This is a genomic window from Campylobacter concisus, assembly GCF_003048675.2.
Lineage (GTDB): Bacteria > Campylobacterota > Campylobacteria > Campylobacterales > Campylobacteraceae > Campylobacter_A > Campylobacter_A concisus_F.
The window spans coordinates 1,503,255-1,522,717 of sequence record NZ_CP060707.1 but is presented as its reverse complement, the minus strand read 5'-3'; the positions used below and the strand labels follow the sequence as shown (position 1 = coordinate 1,522,717).

Genomic DNA, 19,463 nt, shown 5'->3' with positions numbered 1-19,463 from the left:
TATGCCTTTAAAAGTCAAGCTAAATATAGCGGGAATGAGCTGCGTAAATTGCTCAAACGCTATCGAGAAGGTTTCTAAAAAGATAGATGGGGTGCTTGAAGCAAATGTAAATTTCGCAAACGCAAGCGGCGAATTTGTCCTAAAAGACGCTAGCGTGCGTGAAGTTTTAGAGCAAAAGATAAAGAAGCTTGGCTACTTTGTGGCGACAAATATTGATGAATTTGAAGCCAAAAGAGACGAGCATATAACCTCGATAAGAAATAAATTTATATTTGCATTTATAGCAAGCATCGTGATAATGGCGCTTGAGATGTTCGCGCCTCATAACTTGCTAATAAATTTACTCATGCTAGTTTTAGCATTTTTGGTGCTAGCTTTTAGTGGCAAAGACTTCTTTGCTCACGCCATAGAGGCTGTTAAAAACAAAAACTACGATATGAACGTGCTTGTAGCTCTTGGAAGCGGTAGTGCATTTTTATACTCGCTTTTTGTTGTGATCTTTTCAAATTTCATCCCAGATGATCTAAAAAATGTCTATATCTCGGGCGCAGCGATGATAATAACCTTTGTGCTGCTTGGCAAGTATCTTGAAGAGCGCTCAAAGGCAAAGGCAGGTGACTACCTAAAGACGCTACTTAAAATTTCGCCAAAGACCGCCTTTTTGGTCATGCCAGATGGACAGAGCAAAGAGGTAAATGTAAATGAGCTAAAAGTAGGCGACATCGTCATCGTAAAAAATGGCTACAACATCCCAAGTGATGGCGTGATAGTTCAAGGTGGCGCTGAGATAGATGCTTCTATGCTTACAGGAGAGAGCTTGCCAGTTTATAAAGAGGTGGGAGATAGCGTGTTTGCCGGCACTCTAAACACAAATGGCTACATAAGCGTAAAAGTGACGAAGAGCTCTTACGAGAGCTTGCTATCTCAAATTTTAAACCTACTAAGCGACGCTAGCTCCAAAAAGATGCCTATCGGACGGCTGGCTGATAAGATAGCAAACATCTTTGTACCAAGTGTGGTGGCGATCTCAGTTCTTACATTTTTAATATGGATAATTTTTAGTGGAAATTTCGCCTATGCGATCTCTAGCGCGATCTGCGTGCTTATCATCTCATGCCCATGCGCACTAGGACTTGCTACGCCAATAGCAATCGTAAGCTCTCTTGCTCGCGGCGCAAAAGCTGGGATTTTGGTGAAAAATCCAGAGGTTTTGGAGCTTATAAAAGATGCTAAATTTGTAGCATTTGACAAAACTGGCACGCTAAGTAAGGGGCTAATTAGCGTCAAAAGTTCAAATTTGAGCGAAAAAGAGCTAGAGCTAGTGGCATCTGCTGAAAATTTAAGCGAGCATCCGATCTCAAAAGCGATCGTAAGATACGCAAAACAAAATTACATAAATTTACAAAAGCTAAATGGTAAATTCCAAAACGTAGTTGGTCAAGGCATCGTCTATGAAGATGAGAGCAACAAGATAATAATAGGTAACGAAAAGCTGCTTGCGGCAAACGATATCTTGCTAAATGAAGCTGATAGTGAAGCGATAAAAGAGGCTGCAAATGATGGAAGCGGCGTCATACTTTGTGCGCTAAATCAAAAATTTAGCGGCTTTTTAACGCTAAGTGATGAGCTAAAAAATGAAGCAAATGACGTTATAAACGAGCTTTCAAGGCTAAATTTACAAAGCGTGATCCTCTCAGGTGATGATAAAAAAGTAGTGGCAAATATCGCTAGCAAGCTAAATGTGAGCGAATATTATGCAAATATGCTGCCTGAGGATAAATTTAACAAGGTAAAAGAGCTCATGAGCCGAGGTGGCGTGATCTTTGTAGGGGACGGCATAAACGACTCGCCATCGCTTAAAGAAGCAAGCGTTGGCATCGCTATGAACTCAGGCTCAGACATCGCTAAAGGCGCTGGCGATATCGTGCTTGTAAAAAACGATCTGCGTGGCGTAAGTGGGCTTGTAAAGCTTGCAAATGCGACTATTGCTAACATAAAAGAGAATTTGTTTTGGGCATTTATGTATAACGCCATTTGCATACCAGTGGCTGCTGGCGTGCTCTATCCAGTATTTGGACTACTTCTAAGCCCAGTTTATGGCTCTATGGCGATGTGCTTAAGCTCGGTCACTGTCGTGCTAAATGCGCTTAGACTTAGATATTTGAAGCTTAAGGACTAAATTTGAGACTTGGAGAGCTTTACAGCGTCGTAGCTGCTGCACTTGCTACAAATTTTAATGGCATCTTGGGCGTCTCATCTTTTATGCGTATCAAAAAGACAAGTGCGTGGATAACGCAGACAAAGAGTGATGCGAACGTAAAAGGAAATGAGCTTTACGCTAAATTTATCAAAGATGAGAGCAGTGCAGCTCTGTGTGATGATTTTGTCATTTTAAAGGCAAAATTTGAAGCAAGCTACTATTTTTCAAGTGCAAAAGATGATTTGGCACAATTTTATAAGGCTATAAATTTTGAGCCAAAAATGGGCGAGGTTGATAGCATCTCAAATCAGCTCATTTTGATAGCAAATATCTTAAAAAAAGAGGCGACAAAAGAGTCTATGCAGCTTCTTGCTGCTTTTAGCCTCTCTTTTTTCTTGCCATATGCCGAGCAACTTGCAAAAGAGCTTGAACAAAATGCTAACAGTAACTTCTATAAGTCAATGGGATACTTTTTAGAGGATTTTTGTTTAGTTCTAAGAACTATTATCGGTAAGGCTTAGTCTTAAGCCTGTACCATTTCTGTCATTTGAGTTTTAATACTTAAAATGTTATTCTGAATGCTTGATTGTTCTAAATTTAGATGATGAAGCATCTGCATAGAATCACGATCTTTCAGGTGCTGGATGCTTGAAATTTGATCAGCTATATCGCTTCTTTGATCTTGTAATTTTTCTAAATTTTTTTGTAACTCTGTGACATCTTCTTTTCTAATAATTGTAGGTTTTTGTCTAACTTCTTCTCTTTGTTCGACATGCACATCATTACTTCTAACGATATCTTTTGTGCCATAACCAGAAGATACTAATATGCTGATTTTAGCGCTACTTGATGATATAGATGTGTAGCCGTTATGATAGAAAACATTTGAGTTCATATTTGCATCTATTTGCATATCGTCCTTCCTTTTTAGTTTATTTCTCCATTTAAAACTATATCGGCAATAAATCAAAAAACTTGAAATAGTTTTTAAAAAGTTGCTGGGCGAATTATATTTTAATAACCTTAAATGTAAATTATATATATAACTTTTTTACTACTCTAGCATAATTTTTATATTACATTTCACTTTTTTGACCAAAAATTTATTTTTAAAATGCTCGTAAAAGCCTAGTTAAGCACCTTTTTGTTAAAATCACGCAAAACTAATCAAAGGCAAAGCTATGAAAAAAGATGAAAACGCACATAAAAAGATGTGGGAGGGCAGATTTAGCGAGGCTAGCTCGAAGTTGCTTGAGGAATTTAACGCTTCTATAAATTTTGATAAAAATCTTTTTGAAGAGGACATCGCTGGCAGTAAGGCGCACGCTAAAATGCTAGGAATTTGCGGAATTTTGAAAAAAGATGAGTCAGAGGCGATCATCAAGGGGCTTGATGAGGTTTTAGCTGAGATAAGGGCTGGTAAATTTGCTTTTAAGATAGAGGATGAGGATATCCACATGGCGGTTGAAAAGCGCCTTAGCGAGATCATCGGAGCTGAGCTTGGCGGCAGACTACACACAGCTAGAAGTAGAAATGATCAGGTCGCGCTTGATTTTAAATTTTACGTTTTGAAGAAAAATTTAGAAATTTCATCTCTCATTAAAGAGCTCATCGCCACGCTTACAAATTTAGCCAAAAACCACAAAGATACGCTAATGCCAGGCTACACGCACCTTCAGCATGCCCAGCCAGTAAGCCTTAGCTACCATTTGCTAGCCTACGCGTTTATGTTTAAGAGGGATTTTGAGCGATTTGTCAGCTCGTATGAGCGAAACAACCTAAGCCCGCTTGGCTCAGCAGCCCTTGCAGGCACGCCGCACAAGATAGATAGGAGCATCGTTGCAAGCGAGCTTGGCTTTGCAGGTTGCACGCAAAATGCGATGGATAGCGTGAGCGACCGCGACTTTGCGCTTGAAATTTTATTTAACATTAGCGTTTTTATGACGCACGCTTCTAGGCTTTGTGAGGAGCTCATACTTTGGAGCTCGCAAGAATTTGGCTTTGTAAGCATTAGTGACGCTTACAGCACGGGCAGCTCCATCATGCCTCAAAAGAAAAATCCAGACGTCGCTGAGCTCATACGCGGCAAAACTGGGCGTGTAAATGGAAATTTAGTAGCGCTGCTAACGACTATGAAAGGCTTGCCGCTTGCTTACAACAAAGATATGCAAGAAGATAAAGAGGGTGTTTTTGATAGTGTTGCAACCATTTTAAGCTCGGCTACCATCCTAAATGAGATGATAAAAACAGCTAAATTTAATGAAAAAAATATGCTGAAAGCGACAAAAACAGGGCATCTAAGTGCCACTGATCTAGCGGACTATCTAGTGCGTGAGAAAAATATCCCATTTAGAACAGCGCATTTTATCACCGGCAAGGCTGTCGCAAAGGCTGAAAGCTTGGGGCTTGATCTAAGCGAGCTAAACAAAGAGCAGCTAAAAAGTGTTGATGAAAATTTAGATGAAAATGCCATTAAATTTCTAGATCTGCACGCTTCAAAAGAGGCCCGCACTTCAAAAGGTGGCACGGCAAATAAAAGTATTGAAGAGCAAATTAAAATTTTAGACGACTGGCTTAAGTAAAAAGAGTTATAATTACGCGTAATTTACAAATTTTAAAGGATGAAAAATGTTTTTTGACAGCAAAAATAAAGAGCTTGGTAGTAAAAATGAAGCTTTAGAAAGAGAAAATGAAGCTTTAAAGGCTGAAATTTTAGCACTTAAAAATGAGCTAAAAAATGCCAAAACTTGCGAGCCAAAAGAGCAAGCTAAGGATAAGCAAGAGGCTATAAATTTGCTGCTAACTAGCTATCAAGATGGTATGAACTTCTTGCAATCAACCATCGAAGAAAATTTAAAAATGCTTGAAAATATAAACCATTTAAATGAAAAAACCTTCAAAGAAACAGGCGAGTTAAAGTCTCAAACGGCTGAAATTTTAAGCTCGATCGAGCAAGTGAGCCAGATGAGCGGCGACCTCTCAAACGACGCCTCTTCGCTTGATGGAAGCGTAAATTCTATCGTTGAGATCATAAATCTCATAAAAGACATCTCAGATCAGACAAATTTGCTAGCGCTAAATGCTGCTATCGAGGCGGCTCGTGCGGGCGAGCATGGACGAGGCTTTGCAGTTGTTGCAGATGAGGTTAGAAAGCTTGCAGAACGCACGCAAAAGGCGACACTTGAGGTTGAAGTAAATATAAATGGCCTTAAACAAAGTGCAAACACAATGATCGAAATGAGCGAGAATTTCTCTAAAATTTCAGCAAATGCGATGCAAATTTTAGGTGGCTTTGAGGGCAACATCTCAAGCGTAAATGCCAATACTCAAAACATCCTAAATCAAGCCCTAAACGTAACAAATGAGGTCAATGTCAGTAACGGCAAGATAGATCACATCAATATGAAGCTAAATGGCTACCGAGGCGTCTTGATTGGCGAGATAAATAAAATTCAAGACGTGCATGAGTGTAGATTTGGCAAGTGGTATGAAAAAGATGTGAAAAATACCATCATAAAAGATCCAAGAACCCTCTCAAGTATAGCTGCGCACCACGAAAATGTCCATCACGGACTAGATAAGGCTATGGCGATTTTTGCTGATAAAGATAAGGGACATTTAGCAGGTGTCGAGATACTAAAAGATGTTGAGCATTCAAGTAAAGCTGGCTTTGAAGAGCTACTTGAAGCGGTAAAAGCTGCTAGGAAATAAATTTATTTAAATTTAGATGTTTGAAGTAAAATTTTAAAGAATTTAGACTCAAAAAGAGTCTAAATTTTGTTTTTAAAATGTGCTTTGTGGATCAGCTACGCCTTCGCTCCAGCCAAGTTTTGCGCCAGCAAGTAGGTGAAAGTGTAGGTGCATGACCTCTTGACCGCCGTTTTCACCGCAGTTTGTTATGAGACGGTATCCGCTCTTATCAACGCCCATTAAGCTCGCCACTTCTTGGATAAATTTAGTCATCTCACCCATCAAAACTGGGTCCATCTCTTGGAAGTTTTTGTAGTGTTTTTTAGGGATGATGAGGATGTGGATCGGCGCTTTTGGGTTGATGTCGTTAAAAGCTAGAAATTTCTCGCTCTCAAGCACTTTGTTACAAGGAATTTCACCAGCAACGATCTTTTCAAATATGGTCATTTTATCTCCTTTGAAAGTTTGAGAAATTATATCAAAGTGTGCTTAAATTTCGCGCTTTTTATCTTGATTTTAACTCTTTTTCTATAAAATCGACTAAAAAATTTCTAAAGGTAAAAAATTGCAAGATTTCATTAATAAAATCAAAAATGAAATTTCAACTCTTGATGATCTGGAGAAGGTCAGGGTAGAAATTTTTGGCAAAAAGGGCATCTTGGCGCAAGGTTTTGCAAAGCTAAAAGAGCTTGGCGAGGATGAAAAAAAGGAATTTGCAGCAAATTTAAACAAGCAAAGAGATGAGCTAAGCGCGCTTATAGAAGCTAAAAAAGCCGAGCTTAGCGAGCAAGAGATAGATAACAAGATGAAAAAAGAGGCCGCTGATATCACGCTTTTTAACGAGCCTGTTGCTAGCGGGGCGCTGCACCCTGTGATGGCCACGATGGATAAGATAATTGAGTATTTTTTAGCTCTAAATTTTTCGCTCGAGACTGGGCCGCTTATAGAAGATGATTTTCACAACTTTGAGGCGCTAAATTTACCAAAATACCACCCAGCAAGGGATATGCAAGATACATTTTACCTAGATGATTTTAGACTTTTAAGGACGCATACGAGCCCAGTTCAGGTGCGAACTATGTTAAATCAAAAGCCACCTATCCGCATGATAGCGCCAGGCACCGTCTTTAGACGCGATATGGACTTAACGCATACACCGATGTTTCATCAAGTCGAGGGCCTTGTGGTGGAGGATGCAGACAAAGTTAGCTTTGCAAATTTAAAATCAATGCTAGAGGGCTTTTTAAAGCACATGTTTGGCGACGTTGAAGTGCGTTTTCGCCCTAGCTTCTTTCCCTTTACGGAGCCTAGCGCAGAGGTTGATATTAGTTGTATATTCTGCCACGGCAAGGGTTGCAGGGTGTGCAAGCAGACTACTTGGCTCGAGGTGCTTGGATGCGGCGTCGTGGATCCAAATGTATTTAAGGCAGTTGGCTATAAAAATGTGAGCGGATATGCCTTTGGCCTTGGGGTTGAGAGATTTGCGATGTTGCTTCATAGAGTGCCTGATCTAAGGTCACTTTTTGAGGGAGATTTAAGATTGTTGGAGCAGTTTAAATGATAATTTCAAAGCATTGGTTAAACGAGTGGATCGACCTTAGCGAGGTTAGCGGCGAGACACTTTCAAAGACATTAAACTCTATCGGCTTAGAAGTTGATAGCTATAAAGAGATAAATTTACCAAAAAGCGTTGTGGTGGGCTACGTAAAAAGTAGAGAAAAACACCCAGACGCCGATAAACTAAGCGTTTGTCAAGTTGATGTTGGCAGCGAAACGCTTCAGATCGTGTGCGGAGCCAAAAACGTCGAGGCTGGTCAGTTTGTTCCAGTTGCGCTCATTGGTACGACGATGCCAAATGGTCTTGAGATCAAAAAGGCAAAGCTAAGAGGCATCGAGTCATGTGGTATGATCTGCTCTTCAACTGAGCTAGGACTGCCTAAGACAAATGACGGTATCTTGCCACTTGATGAGAGTATCGGCAAGCTAAAACTTGGCACAAGTCTTGGCGAATTTGAAGCGTTTAAAGATGTGATCATCGAGGTCGATGTCACAGCAAACAGAGGTGACTGCCAAAATTTACACGGCATCGCAAGAGAAATTTGCACCGCACTTGATCTAAATATGAAAGATAGCCACGAAAATGAAGATAGCGAAAATTTACTAGGCATCGGCAGGATCGCGTCTGTGCGAACTGAAGATAAGGTAAATGGCTCGTTTTTGTATAAAGCATTTGAGCTAAAAAATGCATTAAGTGAAAATTTATTAACTCGCTTGAGACTAGCTCTAATTGATTGCCAAAAGACAAATTTAGTAGAAAGGCTACTTGAATACGCGACATTTTGCACTGGCGTCTTGTTTAGAGCTTATGATCACGCTAAGCTTGTGGGCGAGGGTGAAAAAGCAGTTTTTGACATCAAAAATGGCGAAAATGGCGAGTGCGTGGTCTTTTGCGAGGATAAAAATTTAGGCGTTGCTGGAATTTACCAAAGCGATGAGGCTAGGGTCGATGAGGGCTCAAAGGTGATCTTGGTAGAGGCTAGCTACGTAAAACCAGATGTTGTCTCAAAGGCCATTTTTGAAAATAAAAATTTACCAAAAGGCGATCAAGTTTATCGCTCAAGCCGTGGTAGCGAGCCAAATTTAGCTTACGGGGCGGACTATCTTTTTAAAATGCTAGCTGGCTTTAAAGATAGCCTAAGCCTTTTTGCTGGCTCACAGCAATCACTTCTAAACACCGAGCCTATCACGCTTAGCATCTCACTTGGCGAGCTTAAAAATATGATCGGTCAAGAGGTTGCAAGAAACGATGTCGTTAAAATTTTAAAGAAACTTGGCTTTGAGATCGCGGTAAATGTTGAGCAAGAGAGCTTTAACGTAAAAGTGCCGTTATTTCGCCATGATATCGTAAATTCGCATGATATTTGCGAGGAGATCGTAAGGATAATAGGCATCGACAATATCGCCTCAACGCCGTTAAATTTCTCTGAGAAAAATAGGCTAAATAAGACATATTTTGACTATAAAAATGCTTTAAATTTAAGACACCGTGCGGCACAAAGTGGATTTTTCGAGAGCGTGCACTACGTATTTGACAGCCTTGATGAGCTAAGTGAGCTAAATTTCAAACCTTGCAAGATCAAGATACTAAATCCTATAAACAACGAACTAAACACGCTTAGACCAGCACTTGTTAATCACCTTCTAAGCTCAAGCGAGAAAAATATCAAAAACTCAAAGCGCTCAGTTAGGCTTTTTGAGTTTGGCGAAGTTTTTGACGAAAATGCAAATCAAGGTTTAAATTTAGGCTTTGTAGTATCAGGGCTTTTAAAAGAGCCAACACTGATAAACGGCGCAAAGGGCGAGGAGGCAAATTTCTACGCATTTGCAGCGATGGTGCAAAATGTAATAGGTAAATTTGAGCTAAAACCTTGCCAAGAGATCTCATATTTTAGCCCTTATGAGCAGGCACACATCTATCAAAATGGCGAAAAGATCGGCTATATCGGCAGAGTTGATGCGAGGGTAGAGGCAAAAAGAGATCTGCCAAAAACTTATGTTTGTGAGATTAATTTTGCAAAGCTTAAATTTGAGCCAATCCTTGCAGTGCCATACTCTAAATTTCAAAGCACGACAAGAGATCTTAGCCTCATCGTGCCTGAAAATTTCGAGGCTGGACGAATTTATGAGTGCATAAGAGGGCTAAATTTAAAAGAGCTAAAAGAGTTCTTGCCGGTTGATATCTATAAAGACGCGAAACTAAATGGCGCGATCAGCCTTAGCCTTAAATTTACATTCCAAGATATGGAAAAAACGCTCGAAGATGACGATATAAACGCGCTTATGGATAAAATTTTAAGCGAGCTAAAAGAGAAACTAAATATCGGAATAAGATGAGAATTTATCCATTAGAAAAAAGTCTAAATTTAACTATCGACGACATCGCGGCTGATAAGTCTATCTCGCATAGATGTGCGATGTTTTCGCTTTTAAGCGACAAACCATCTCGCGTTAGAAACTATCTAAGAGCAGGCGATACGCTAAATACTCTAAAAATAGTCAAGCTCCTTGGCGCAAAAGTAGAGGATAACGGAGCTGAGATAACGATCACTCCTCCACAAAAGATAAAAGAGCCAAATGAAATTTTAGAGTGTGGCAACTCGGGCACGGCGATGAGGCTTTTTATGGGACTATTAGCTGCACAAGATGGCTTTTTTGTGCTAAGTGGCGATAAATATTTAAATTCTCGCCCGATGGCAAGGATAGCAAAGCCTCTAAATGAGATGGGGGCAAAGATAGATGGCGCAAACGACGCAAATAACGCTCCACTTTGTATAAGAGGGACGAAATTTGAAAGGTTTAGTTTTGATAGTAAGATTGCCTCAGCTCAGGTAAAAAGTGCACTTTTGCTGGCGGCTCTTTACTCAAATGGCTGCAAATTTAGCGAGCCAGAGCTAAGCAGAGACCATACTGAGCGCATGCTTGCTGGTATGGGAGCTGATATAAAGTGTGACGGTTTAGATATCACTTTAGAGCCGATGAAATCGCCACTTTTGCCACTTGATATAGACGTGCCAAATGATCCAAGTTCGGCATTTTTCTTTGCGGTCGCAGCTCTAATCATTCCAAATTCGCATATTATTTTAAAAAATATCTTGCTAAATAAAACTCGCATCGAAGCTTATAGGGTTTTAGAAAAAATGGGCGCTGAGATAAAATTTCACAATACCTCAAGTAAATATGAAGATATCGGCGACATCGAGGTTAAGTACTCGCCAAATTTAAAAGGCGTAGAGGTTAGCGAAAATATCTCGTGGCTCATCGACGAAGCCCCAGCTTTAGCCATCGCATTTGCCTGCGCTAAGGGTCAAAGTAAGCTAACAAACGCAAAAGAGCTTCGTGTAAAAGAGAGTGACAGGATAGCTGTCACGGTAAATGCGCTAAAGCAGTGTGGTGTCGATGCTAGCGAGCTTGAAGATGGCTTTATCATAAATGGCTCTGAGGCTAAATTTGCCACTATTGATAGCCACGGAGATCACAGAATCGCCATGAGCTTTGCCATACTTGGACTAAAATGTGGCATGCGGATAGAAAAGAGCAAATTTATCGCCACTTCGTTTCCAAATTTTGCTGAAATTTTAAAGAAAATGGGAGCTAAGGTTGAAGATCGAGCTTGCTAGTAGTTATGGATTTTGCTTTGGTGTAAAAAGGGCGATAAAGATAGCTGAAAACGCTGGAGATGCTGCAACTATCGGTCCGCTCATCCATAACAATGAAGAGATAAACAGGCTAGAGAAAAACTACAATGTAAAGACGCTTGAAGGCATAAGTGAGCTAAAAGATGAGAAAAAGGCGATCATCCGCACTCATGGCATCACTAAAAACGACCTTGCAGAGCTAAAAAAAACCGATATAAAAGTGATCGATGCAACTTGTCCGTTTGTGACAAAGCCACAACAAATTTGCGAAAAAATGAGCGAAGAGGGCTATGATGTGGTGATCTTTGGTGACGTGCACCACCCAGAGGTAAAAGGGGTGAAGTCGTATGCTAAGGGCAATGTCTATGTCGTGCTTGAAGAGAGTGAGTTAGAGGGCATTAAATTTAAACAAAAGGTCGCGCTTGTTAGCCAAACTACTAGAAAAGTTGAGAAATTTATGCAGATCGCAAACTATCTCATGCTTCATGTAAAAGAGCTGCGCGTTTTTAACACGATCTGCAACGCGACATTTGAAAACCAAGAGGCCGCTAAAAATTTAGCAAAAAGAGCTGACGTGATGATAATAATCGGCGGAAAAAACAGCTCAAATACAAAACAACTCTACCTAATATCTAAAAATTTCTGCGAAGACAGTTACCTCATTGAAAGTGAAGAAGAGCTTGAGGGATCATGGTTTGATGGCAAAAATTTGTGTGGCATAAGTGCAGGGGCTAGCACACCTGACTGGATCATACAAAAAGTCGTTGATAGAATCAAAAAAGTATAAAATTTATCCTAGCTAAAGCCACAATTAACTATAATAAGCCAATTTGCCTCTACTGGCATAATAAAATTTAAAGGATCAAGATGGCTGTGAACAAAAGTGTTCAATTAGGAAAAGCAAAAGACGAAGATATCGAAGATATCGATTTTGCTGCGATGTTAGAGGAGTCTTTTAAAAAGACTGAAGAAGATAGTGACGCAAAGATCGTCAGTATCAATGGTGATGAGGTTTTAATCGACGTTGGCAAGAAGTCAGAAGGCATTTTAAATGTTTCTGAGATCACTGACGCAAACGGCAACCTGACGCATAAAGTTGGCGATACGATCAAAGTTGTAATAACTGGATCAAGAAATGGAAGACCTATAGTGTCGCACAAAAAAGCACTTAGAAAAGAGAAAGTTAAAGCTTTCATTGAAGCTTACGATCCTGAAAATTCTGGCGAAATAGACGTAAAAGTAGTTGGAAAAAATAAAGGTGGTTTTATCACTCAAGACGCAAATGGTGTAGAATTTTTCTTACCAAGAACGCACAGTGGATTTAAAAATGCTGAGGGCGTAGTTGGAAAATCATACAAAGTAAGAGTTATAAAAGTTGATAAAGAAGAGAACAGCATCGTTGTCTCAAGAAAGAAAATTTTAGATGACGACCGCAAAAAACGCAAAGAAGCCCTATCAAGTATAGTAGAAAACGATAGCGTTATAGAGGGCACAGTTAAAAAGATCACAACTTATGGTATGTTTGTTGATGTTGGCGGTGTAGACGGACTTGTGCATTACAGCGAGATAAGCTATAAAGGCCCAGTAAATCCTAGCTCTTTATACAAAGAAGGCGATAAAGTTTTAGTTAAAGTTATCAGTTATGACAACGAAAAACGCCACCTATCTCTATCTATCAAGGCAGCTACTCCAGATCCTTGGGAAGAGATCATAAGCGACGGCCTAGAAGTTGGCGACACTATAAAAGTAACAGTTAGCAATATAGAGCCTTATGGCGCATTTGTCGATCTTGGAAATGATATTGAAGGATTTTTACATATATCTGAAATTTCATGGGACAAAAATATCAAAAATCCAAAAGATCACATCAGCGAAGGCCAAGAGATCGATGTTGAGGTTATCGAAATAGACGCAAAAGGACACCGTTTAAGAGTGAGCCTTAAAAATTTACTTCCAAAGCCATTTGATGAATTCAAATCTAAATTTAAAGAGGGCGACGTAGTAAAAGGCGTTGTGACAACTATTACAAATTTTGGTGCATTTGTTAGAGTAGGCTGCGTTGAGGGCTTGCTACACAATGAAGATGCATCTTGGGATAGAAACGACAAATGCAAAGATATGTTCAAAGCTGGCGATGAGCTAGAAGTAAAGATCATCAAAATCGACAGCGCTGAGCAAAAAATTTCTCTAAGCTTAAAAGATCTAAAACAAAGCCCAGTTCAAGCATTTGCTAATAAATTTAGTGTAGGCGACATTGTAAAAGGAACGATCCGTGATATTAAAGAGTTTGGCGTATTTGTTGAGCTTGGCGATAATGTCGATGCGCTAATCCGCAAAGAAGATCTAGGTAGTGTAGATGCAAGCAGGCTAAAGATCGGTGATGAGATCGAAGCTGCTATCGCATTTATCGATGAGAAGAAAAATAGAATTCGCCTAAGCATACGCCGTTTAGCAAAACAAAAAGAGCGTGAAGTGTTAAATGAGATCAACGACAACGACGACAAAGTAACACTTGGCGACATTATAAAAGAACAATTACGCTAGTATAAATGGGCAGACGCACACTTTTATTAGTAGTTGTTCTGCTCTTTGTGATATTAGATTTGGTTGGAGTTTATCTTGTTAAATTTGCAAGCGTAAATTTCAGCCAAACTACCGAAAAAAATATTACAAATGAGCAAAATATAACCAAAAATACAGCCGGCAGTGAAAACTGGATCAACGAGCTGGCAACTATTAAGAAAAAAGATTACGTATTGCCCGTAAATGAAATTTTTATAGAATACAACCGACCTAAGATAGAAAAGCCAAAGATCACAGCATACGAACTTTTGATAGATAAAAACGATATCTACTCTATGTTCTGTTTGATGCAGACTTTAAGAAATAGCGAGGTTGATTTCACTGTTGTAAAGGACGGCGCCAAAAGCCAGATCTTTTTAAATACTCAAGACTCAAAGTTGCTTCAAAATATCATACTGCAGCTAAGAGTTTACGACATCCACTCAAGTGTAAGAGAGGTAAAATTATGAAAACTATCATTGTTTGCGACGCGATACACCCAGTAGGTTTTGAGCTTTTAAAAAAAGAGCAAGATATAAATGTAATAGACGCAGTTAATACTCCAAAAGACGAGCTTTTAAAAATTTTAGGCGAGGCTGATGTAGCGATCACTAGAAGCTCGACTGAGGTAAATGAGGCGTTTTTAGAAGCTGGTAAGAAATTAAAAGCTATCGTTAGAGCTGGTGTTGGCGTGGATAATGTTGATATAGATGGCTGTTCAAGAAGAGGCATCATCGCTATGAACGTCCCAACCGCAAATACTATCGCAGCAGTTGAGCTAACTATGGCTCACATGCTAGCAGCTGCAAGATCACTAGAGTACGCTCACAACGATCTAAAGCTAGATAGAATTTGGAAGCGTGAGAAGTGGTACGGAGTTGAGCTGTTTAAGAAAAAACTAGGCGTGATCGGCTTTGGCAACATCGGCTCAAGAGTAGCAGCTCGCGCAAAAGCTTTTGGCATGGATATCATTGCCTACGATCCATACATCGATCCATCTAAGGTCATCGATATGGGCGGCACTTATACTAAAAATTTTGATGACATCTTGGCATGTGACTTCATCACGATCCATACTCCAAAGACCAAAGAGACAACCGATATGATCGGCGCTAAAGAGATAGCAAAGATGAAAGATGGCGTAAGACTTATAAACTGCGCTAGGGGCGGCCTTTATAACGAAGAGGCGCTTTATGAGGGGCTAAAAAGCGGCAAGGTAGCTTTTGCTGGTATTGATGTCTTTACAAAAGAGCCAGCAACAAGCCATCCGCTTCTTGATCTAAATAATGTAAGTGTCACGCCACACCTTGGGGCAAATACCCTTGAGTCGCAGCGCAACATCGCAGTAGAGGCAGTTGAGCAAGCCATCTTGGCAGCACGTGGTATAAGCTATCCAAACGCTTTAAATTTACCTATAAAAACAGAAGATCTACCACCGTTTGTTGAGCCTTATATTGATCTTACAAGCAAGATGGCATTTCTTGCAGCTCAGATAAACAAAAGTGCCATCAAGGCTATTCGTATAGAGACTCACGGGCAGATTAGCGAATATGCAAATTCAATGCTAACATTTGCCATAGTTGGTGCTTTAAAAGAGAGTTTAGGTGATGCAATAAACTATGTAAATGCTAAATTTTTATGCGATGAAAAAGGCATAACTACTGAAACTAGCACAGGTGGAGATAGTATCTTTAAAAATAAGATCACGGTTCGAATTACTACTGAAAATGGCATCGTAAGCGTTGGTGGCACGGTCTTTGGTGAAAATCAACAACGCATCGTAACCGTAAATGGCTTTAAGACTGACTTTAAACCAAAAGGTAAGATGATCATCTTCAAAAACCACGACGTACCAGGCGTTATCGCTCAGATCAGTAAAATTTTAGCTGACGAGAAGATAAACATCGCAGACTTCCGTCTTGGTAGAGATGAGCACGGCATGGCGCTTGCGGTCATCTTGGTTGATGAACATATAAAAACAGAAACGCTAGAGAGATTAAACGCACTTGAAGCTTGTGTTTGGGCTCAATACGCAGTTATATAACAAATTACGAAAGGATAAAAAATGGCTTCATATTCAATGGGCGATCTAAAAAAGGGACTAAAGATCGAGATCGACGGCGTTCCTTATAAAATCGTAGAATATCAACACGTTAAACCGGGCAAGGGTGCAGCTTTTGTTCGTGCAAAGATCAAATCTTTTGTTGATGGAAAGGTTCTTGAAAAAACTTTTCACGCAGGTGACAAGTGCGAGCAACCGCATCTTGAAGAAAAAGAGATGCAGTACCTCTATGATGATGGTGAGTTTTGCCAGTTTATGGACACGACTACTTACGAGCAAGTTGCGATCAGCGACGAGGATGTGGGTGATGTTAAAAAATGGATGATCGATGGTATGATGGTTGAAATTTTATTTCACAACGGCAATGCTATCGGCGTTGAAGTGCCACAAGTAGTCGAGCTCAAGATAGTTGAAACTCCACCAAATTTCAAGGGCGACACACAAGGCGGCAAAAAGCCAGCTACTCTTGAGAGTGGAGCGGTAGTTCAGATACCATTTCACGTACTAGAAGGCGAGGTCATCCGCGTCGATACCGTTCGTGGCGAGTACATCGAGCGCGCAAATAAATAACCATACATCTGGCACGTTAAATTTATGAAAGAGAAATTTGACGAGCTTATCGCTCTGCTAAAGCCGCTATTTAAGGATAATGGCTTTAGCAAGAGCGCTTTAAATTTCTACAAAAATACTCCAAATTTTATCTGCGTTATAAATTTTCAAAAAAGCAGTGGCAATAGCTCAGAGCGCACAAGATTTTATATAAATTGCGGCATTTACGCCCCTTTTATAGAGGCTACTCTTGGCAAAGAAGCGCTTAGCAAGCCAAAAGAGTATGAGTGCCATTACAGAGCTAGAGCACATGAAATCACTCGCACAGCTGCTGCATACTACGAGCTAGAGCCAGATAGTGATGTGGCTAAAATTTATGAAAATGTAGTAAACGACCTTGGCTTTGTCTTTAAATTTTTTGAGCAAAATAGCTCTGAAGAAAATTTAATAGAGCTAATGCTCGAACAAAACGACCTTGCAGCGATAAATCAGCTCTACGAATATCTTTTGATAAAAGGTAAAAGTGAAATTTTGATCTCTCATGCCAAAAAGCTCTTCGCAAAGCATGGCAGCGAAGCAAGATGGGGCAAATTTCAAAACCAGATAAATGAGCTACTTAGAAAATATAAAAAAGATGAGATAAATTTTAAAGAGTAAATTTGATGGAAGAACGAGGCAGTCACCTGCCCCGCTAGTTAGCATTAAGCCGACTTTTCTTTGAGATATTTGTTTATAAGAGTTGTGATCTCTTCGCCGTGTGGGAACCTTGACTCATCGTTTCCGATGCGATCCTTTTTAGAAAAGATAACGTTTCCATCAACCTCGACGATGAAATTTCCACCATCTCCTATAACCAATTCGACTCTTGCATCACTAAAGTTCGCTTTTATTTCATCTTCTACACGAGAAGCTACCGGACGATAGTTTCAAGAGTTGCAGTAAATAATTTTTACTTGCATGCTCTGTCCTTTCTTGTGAAATAAGCTTTGATTATATAAAATTTATCCTAACGAACAGATAACACGAGAAAGGATGATTTTATGAAAAAGGTAGCCGTAATCCTAGCTAATGGTTTTGAGGAGATCGAGGCGCTAACCTCTGTTGATGTTTTACGCAGAGCAGGTGCGATAGCATCTATCGCTAGCTTAAAGGATGCGCAGATCAGAGGTGCTCACAATATAAGTGTAAAAGCTGATGTCACACTTCGTGAGGTGGAGGAGCTAGGCTATGATGCGATCGTGCTTCCAGGAGGTCTGCCTGGTGCAGAAAACCTTGCAAATGACGCCAAACTAAGAGAAATTTTGCAAGAATTTGATAAAGAGAGCAAGCTAATTTGTGCCATTTGTGCCGCTCCTATGGTGCTTGAGCGAGCTCGTGTGCTAAAAGAGCATTTTGTCTGCTATCCTGGCTTTGAAGAAAATGTAAGAAGCGATAAAAGAGGCTACGTAAGCGATAAAAACGTGCTAAAAGATCAAAACATCATCACTGGCAAGGGGCCTGCTTTTTCTATGGAATTTGCACTTTTTATAGTGAAAAATTTGCTTGGCGAAGAGGCTTACCATAAAGTAAAAAATGATTTACTTTATAAATAGTTTATAAAAAAATTGTAATTTTTTATTTAATTATTCTACTTAAACTTAAGGATAAATTTTGTTTAGTGATAGATATTATAATACCTTGCTGTTGCGATTTGTTGCATTTAAGGATATTTTTTAAAAATTTGTAATATTTTTCTTGATTTTTACATCTTTTTGACGGAAATAAGCTATTATTTCTCTAATCGATCAGATCGATAATTTTTTTAAGGAATAATCCTGTGAATATTTATGTAGGAAATTTGTCGTATAGAACGACAGAGGCAGAGTTGAAGGAAGCTTTTGCACAATTTGGTGAAGTAAGGCGCGCAAAGATCGTAAAAGATAGAGAAACAGACCGCTCAAAGGGCTTTGGCTTTGTTGAAATGGACGACGCGAACGAGGGCCAAAAGGCTATCGACGCACTAAATGAAAAAGAACTCGGCGGACGCACTTTAAGAGTAAATGAGGCTAGACCAAGGGATTAATGACTATTTGCCACCATCTGGTGGCATAGTCTCTCGCATAGCTCCAACGCCAAGCGGCTATCTACACGCTGGCAACGCCTACAACTTCATCTTGACTTATCTTTTGACGCGCTCATTGGGTGGCGTTTTGCACTTAAGGATTGATGATTATGACCTTGGCAGATACCGGCGTGAATTTGTTCAAAATATCTTTGATGTGTTAGAATTTCTGGGGCTTTGCTACGACAAAGGCGCTACAAGTGTTAGTGACTTTGAGCGTAATTTTAGCTTTAAAACAAGAGCTAAAAGATATGAAAACGCACTTGAAAAGCTAGGCGAAATTTACATTTGTGAGTGCACAAGAGCCACGAAAGATGCCTATAAAAACGGCATTTACACTAAAATTTGCAAAGATAAAAAGCTAAAATTTATAAAAGATAAAACCGCTATTAGACTAAGCGTGGATGAAAACGACGAACTTGGCAGGATCGTGGCAGCACAGATGGGCGATTTTGTCATTTATAAAAAGGATTTTACCCCGGCTTATAACTTTGCAAGTGTCATTGACGATGAGGATATGGGGGTAAATTTGGTCGTTAGAGGCGAGGATTTGCTGCCTTGCACGCTAGCTCAAAGATACCTTGCAAAAAGGCTAAATTTTAGCTTTTTAAATGCTAAAATTATTCACCACAAGCTACTTTTAGACGGAGCCAAAAAGCTTTCTAAAAGCTCCAAGTCACCACCTATTGATCTAAGCCAAAATCCTCAAATTTATTACAAAATGTTAGCAAATGATCTTGGACTAAATTTAAACTCAGCAGATAAAATTTCAAACCTGCTTTATGAATTTAGGCTTAAAAATATGGCCGAGAAGTTGATGAGCTCTTAAATTTTGCTAGAAAATTTAGATATGTGGTGTGTTGCATGCGTTTTTTTGCAAATTTTTAAAATTCCGTTCACTCGCAAGAATTGACTACTAAAATTTGGCTTCGCTTATCGCTTAGCTCAAATTTTAGAGCCGAAATTACTCGTTCATGAAATTTTAAAATTTGCTAGAAATTTCTTAAAAATAAATTGCATGCAGTGCAAAGCACTAAAGCATGCTACCTCTAACGTCGTCGGGGTTAGGGGATTGTTAAGGGGGAAGGGAGCGACTTCGTAATT

19 protein-coding genes and 1 pseudogene are annotated in these 19,463 nt (G+C 39.6%); 17 read left to right on the top strand and 3 right to left on the bottom strand.

From position 1 onward, the window contains the following. The first annotated feature begins 1 nt into the window (after position 1). Together CVT00_RS07610 and CVT00_RS07605 are read left to right on the top strand one after the other, a co-directional pair. Complete coding sequence (locus CVT00_RS07610; RefSeq protein ID WP_107914661.1) at positions 2-2,179, top strand: heavy metal translocating P-type ATPase; 2,178 nt, start codon at positions 2-4, stop codon at positions 2,177-2,179. A 2-nt stretch (positions 2,180-2,181) separates the two neighbouring features. Continuing rightward, positions 2,182-2,721 carry an oxidoreductase gene (locus tag CVT00_RS07605; protein ID WP_103558825.1) on the top strand — a complete coding sequence of 180 codons (540 nt, stop codon included), beginning with the start codon at positions 2,182-2,184 and terminating at the stop codon, positions 2,719-2,721. A 2-nt stretch (positions 2,722-2,723) separates the two neighbouring features. Here CVT00_RS07605 and CVT00_RS07600 read toward each other — a convergent pair whose 3' ends face one another. Further along, the gene (locus CVT00_RS07600; protein WP_103558824.1) at positions 2,724-3,113 is read right to left on the bottom strand and encodes a hypothetical protein; all 390 of its coding nucleotides are present in this window, start codon (positions 3,111-3,113) and stop codon (positions 2,724-2,726) included. Positions 3,114-3,381: 268 nt separating this feature from the next. Between CVT00_RS07600 and argH the strand changes: the two genes are divergently transcribed. The 3 genes and pseudogenes from argH (at position 3,382) to CVT00_RS10505 (ending at position 5,911) form a co-directional block, all read left to right on the top strand. Further along, positions 3,382-4,782: an argininosuccinate lyase gene (gene argH / locus CVT00_RS07595; protein WP_103558823.1), complete on the top strand. Its 1,401-nt coding sequence runs from the start codon at positions 3,382-3,384 to the stop codon at positions 4,780-4,782. A gap of 457 nt (positions 4,783-5,239) precedes the next feature. Then, positions 5,240-5,548, top strand: a pseudogene (locus tag CVT00_RS10510) (methyl-accepting chemotaxis protein); the annotation flags it as partial. A gap of 54 nt (positions 5,549-5,602) precedes the next feature. Continuing rightward, entirely contained in the window at positions 5,603-5,911 is a 309-nt protein-coding gene (locus CVT00_RS10505; RefSeq protein WP_430516362.1) for a CZB domain-containing protein, read from the top strand. A gap of 72 nt (positions 5,912-5,983) precedes the next feature. Here the strand turns inward: CVT00_RS10505 and CVT00_RS07585 are convergent, their stop codons facing one another. Then, positions 5,984-6,337 (bottom strand): histidine triad nucleotide-binding protein, encoded by a 354-nt coding sequence (locus CVT00_RS07585; protein WP_004317216.1) that lies wholly within the window; start codon positions 6,335-6,337, stop codon positions 5,984-5,986. Between the two features lie 118 nt (positions 6,338-6,455). Here CVT00_RS07585 and pheS point away from each other — a divergent pair, with 118 nt between their 5' ends. From pheS to CVT00_RS07540, 9 genes are all read left to right on the top strand, one after another. Further along, positions 6,456-7,451, top strand: a complete 996-nt coding sequence (gene pheS / locus CVT00_RS07580) for a phenylalanine--tRNA ligase subunit alpha (protein ID WP_103558821.1) — start codon at positions 6,456-6,458, stop codon at positions 7,449-7,451. After that, positions 7,448-9,784, top strand: coding sequence for a phenylalanine--tRNA ligase subunit beta (gene pheT / locus CVT00_RS07575; RefSeq protein WP_107914657.1), 2,337 nt, complete (start codon positions 7,448-7,450; stop codon positions 9,782-9,784). Before pheS ends, pheT begins: the two co-directional genes overlap by 4 nt. Then, complete coding sequence (gene aroA, locus CVT00_RS07570) at positions 9,781-11,067, top strand: 3-phosphoshikimate 1-carboxyvinyltransferase (RefSeq protein WP_103558819.1); 1,287 nt, start codon at positions 9,781-9,783, stop codon at positions 11,065-11,067. The genes pheT and aroA overlap by 4 nt, the downstream gene beginning before the upstream one ends. Beyond that, positions 11,048-11,872, top strand: a complete 825-nt coding sequence (locus tag CVT00_RS07565; protein ID WP_103558818.1) for a 4-hydroxy-3-methylbut-2-enyl diphosphate reductase — start codon at positions 11,048-11,050, stop codon at positions 11,870-11,872. The genes aroA and CVT00_RS07565 overlap by 20 nt, the downstream gene beginning before the upstream one ends. Positions 11,873-11,952: 80 nt before the next feature. Then, the gene (locus CVT00_RS07560; protein ID WP_107914655.1) at positions 11,953-13,629 is read left to right on the top strand and encodes a 30S ribosomal protein S1; all 1,677 of its coding nucleotides are present in this window, start codon (positions 11,953-11,955) and stop codon (positions 13,627-13,629) included. A 47-nt stretch (positions 13,630-13,676) separates the two neighbouring features. Continuing rightward, complete coding sequence (locus CVT00_RS07555) at positions 13,677-14,117, top strand: hypothetical protein (RefSeq protein WP_230853738.1); 441 nt, start codon at positions 13,677-13,679, stop codon at positions 14,115-14,117. After that, the gene (gene serA, locus CVT00_RS07550; RefSeq protein WP_230853812.1) at positions 14,111-15,691 is read left to right on the top strand and encodes a phosphoglycerate dehydrogenase; all 1,581 of its coding nucleotides are present in this window, start codon (positions 14,111-14,113) and stop codon (positions 15,689-15,691) included. Before CVT00_RS07555 ends, serA begins: the two co-directional genes overlap by 7 nt. A gap of 21 nt (positions 15,692-15,712) precedes the next feature. Beyond that, positions 15,713-16,279: an elongation factor P gene (gene efp / locus CVT00_RS07545; protein WP_004317246.1), complete on the top strand. Its 567-nt coding sequence runs from the start codon at positions 15,713-15,715 to the stop codon at positions 16,277-16,279. 24 nt (positions 16,280-16,303) lie between these two features. Further along, complete coding sequence (locus CVT00_RS07540) at positions 16,304-16,915, top strand: DUF4304 domain-containing protein (protein ID WP_103558814.1); 612 nt, start codon at positions 16,304-16,306, stop codon at positions 16,913-16,915. Between the two features lie 44 nt (positions 16,916-16,959). Here CVT00_RS07540 and CVT00_RS07535 read toward each other — a convergent pair whose 3' ends face one another. Beyond that, positions 16,960-17,217, bottom strand: a complete 258-nt coding sequence (locus tag CVT00_RS07535; protein ID WP_258033520.1) for a SelT/SelW/SelH family (seleno)protein — start codon at positions 17,215-17,217, stop codon at positions 16,960-16,962. Positions 17,218-17,298: 81 nt separating this feature from the next. On the opposite strand from CVT00_RS07535, the gene CVT00_RS07530 reads away from it, so the two are divergent. From CVT00_RS07530 to CVT00_RS07520, 3 genes are all read left to right on the top strand, one after another. Next, a complete protein-coding gene (locus tag CVT00_RS07530; RefSeq protein WP_103558812.1) occupies positions 17,299-17,850 on the top strand; it encodes a DJ-1 family glyoxalase III in 552 nt (183 codons plus the stop codon). Positions 17,851-18,074: 224 nt separating this feature from the next. Beyond that, entirely contained in the window at positions 18,075-18,320 is a 246-nt protein-coding gene (locus CVT00_RS07525; RefSeq protein ID WP_009294719.1) for an RNA recognition motif domain-containing protein, read from the top strand. Continuing rightward, positions 18,298-19,188: a glutamate--tRNA ligase family protein gene (locus CVT00_RS07520; RefSeq protein WP_103558811.1), complete on the top strand. Its 891-nt coding sequence runs from the start codon at positions 18,298-18,300 to the stop codon at positions 19,186-19,188. The genes CVT00_RS07525 and CVT00_RS07520 overlap by 23 nt, the downstream gene beginning before the upstream one ends. Positions 19,189-19,463 lie beyond the last annotated feature (275 nt).

Excerpts from the sequence above, each read along its gene's own strand:
- CVT00_RS07540 (WP_103558814.1), top strand. The coding sequence starts at position 16,304 with ATGAAAGAGAAATTTGACGAGCTTATCGCTCTGCTAAAGCCGCTATTT.
- CVT00_RS07530 (WP_103558812.1), top strand. The coding sequence starts at position 17,299 with ATGAAAAAGGTAGCCGTAATCCTAGCTAATGGTTTTGAGGAGATCGAG.
- CVT00_RS10505 (WP_430516362.1), top strand. The coding sequence starts at position 5,603 with ATGAAGCTAAATGGCTACCGAGGCGTCTTGATTGGCGAGATAAATAAA.
- aroA (WP_103558819.1), top strand. The coding sequence starts at position 9,781 with ATGAGAATTTATCCATTAGAAAAAAGTCTAAATTTAACTATCGACGAC.
- CVT00_RS07600 (WP_103558824.1), bottom strand. The coding sequence starts at position 3,113 with ATGCAAATAGATGCAAATATGAACTCAAATGTTTTCTATCATAACGGC.
- pheT (WP_107914657.1), top strand. The coding sequence starts at position 7,448 with ATGATAATTTCAAAGCATTGGTTAAACGAGTGGATCGACCTTAGCGAG.
- argH (WP_103558823.1), top strand. The coding sequence starts at position 3,382 with ATGAAAAAAGATGAAAACGCACATAAAAAGATGTGGGAGGGCAGATTT.
- CVT00_RS07520 (WP_103558811.1), top strand. The coding sequence starts at position 18,298 with ATGAGGCTAGACCAAGGGATTAATGACTATTTGCCACCATCTGGTGGC.
- CVT00_RS07610 (WP_107914661.1), top strand. The coding sequence starts at position 2 with ATGCCTTTAAAAGTCAAGCTAAATATAGCGGGAATGAGCTGCGTAAAT.
- CVT00_RS07585 (WP_004317216.1), bottom strand. The coding sequence starts at position 6,337 with ATGACCATATTTGAAAAGATCGTTGCTGGTGAAATTCCTTGTAACAAA.
- efp (WP_004317246.1), top strand. The coding sequence starts at position 15,713 with ATGGCTTCATATTCAATGGGCGATCTAAAAAAGGGACTAAAGATCGAG.
- CVT00_RS07560 (WP_107914655.1), top strand. The coding sequence starts at position 11,953 with ATGGCTGTGAACAAAAGTGTTCAATTAGGAAAAGCAAAAGACGAAGAT.